This window comes from Shewanella sp. SG44-6 (genome assembly GCF_014164185.1).
GTDB classification, from domain to species: Bacteria; Pseudomonadota; Gammaproteobacteria; order Enterobacterales; family Shewanellaceae; genus Shewanella; species Shewanella vesiculosa.
The window spans coordinates 1-1,115 of sequence record NZ_JACJER010000289.1; the positions used below are offsets into that span (position 1 = coordinate 1).

Annotated in this window: 1 protein-coding gene; it reads left to right on the top strand. The window is 34.7% G+C overall.

Annotated elements, in window-relative coordinates:
* Positions 1–428 precede the first annotated feature (428 nt).
* Positions 429–986, top strand: coding sequence for a hypothetical protein (locus H5185_RS22220; RefSeq protein WP_182743333.1), 558 nt, complete (start codon positions 429–431; stop codon positions 984–986).
* Positions 987–1,115 lie beyond the last annotated feature (129 nt).

Here is a 1,115-nt window from a genome sequence, read left to right on the forward strand (position 1 = left end):
GCTACGGGCAAGGGGAGAACCCCTTAACCCCGACAGCCACATGCTGCGCATGTGAAAAAGTCAAAAGCCTGAAAGATAAAATCAATATGCACACTTTTATGTGGTCTACACTGTTTTTATGTACAGTTATAATGGGGTTTCATCGATTTACGCTAAAAAACGATTTAAAATCGTTCTTTAGTTGTATCGTATTAAAAATAGAAAAATCGTAATCATCTGATATTAATGCCTTTAATTTTTCTGGCAGTGACCTCAAACTCTACTTTAAGCGCAACCTCGGTTTTTTTTTGTCTGTTAGGCACAATTAATTGCTTTACTTCAATAAGATAGCAAATGTAGGATGATATTAATCAATAACTTAAACGGCCGACTTTAAATTTATTTGGCCTTTTAATAAGCTGTTATACGCTACTCAAGGTTCGAGTTACATGAAGCAAGTTTCAAATATCATTCTAGTCATTATTATTTTGATAACTAGCCTCAATATGATCGATTTTCCATGGGAGTTTCGATTCGTTGATGTTAAGAATAATTACCTCTTCGTGATGGTTTTGGCGGTTCTTCTACCATTGTCAGCTTTTTTATGGTCTTTATTCAGAGATTCAAAATCGAGCAAAGTGGTGGGGATAATTTTTTCTGTGTGTTTGGCTGCACCTTGCTACATCGTATTTATATTTTCTTATTCAGATTACGATGACATAAAAAGAAAAGGCATAGATTATTCTTTCGAGGAAATAAATAGATTACAAGCTAATGATAATAGTTACGTGCTCTATAGAACCAATGGTGGTGCTACAACATCCTTTGGCTTAGTTTTACGTTTAGAGAAAGAAACCGGTTTTGGATTAAACGTAGTTAAAGTCATTTATAGTAAATATAAAGCTTCAGAAAGCACTCTGGAATTAACCAGTGACAACCAAATAAAGATGCAGATTCAACCTTACGATAAACATGGTAAAGTAGACGTTATTTTACTGAGTAGGTAGCGTATAACACATATGAGCCTCCCGCCAGTCAATAGGCGAGCCTAACTTATTTGACTGCTTTTGCAGTCAAATTAAAATCAATCAACAAATTCATCTACTTCGTCTGTCATTTAGCTGTCAAATCATCGT

Bases quoted from the DNA above. Each gene is read 5' to 3' on its own strand.
- H5185_RS22220 (WP_182743333.1), top strand. From the start codon at position 429: ATGAAGCAAGTTTCAAATATCATTCTAGTCATTATTATTTTGATAACT.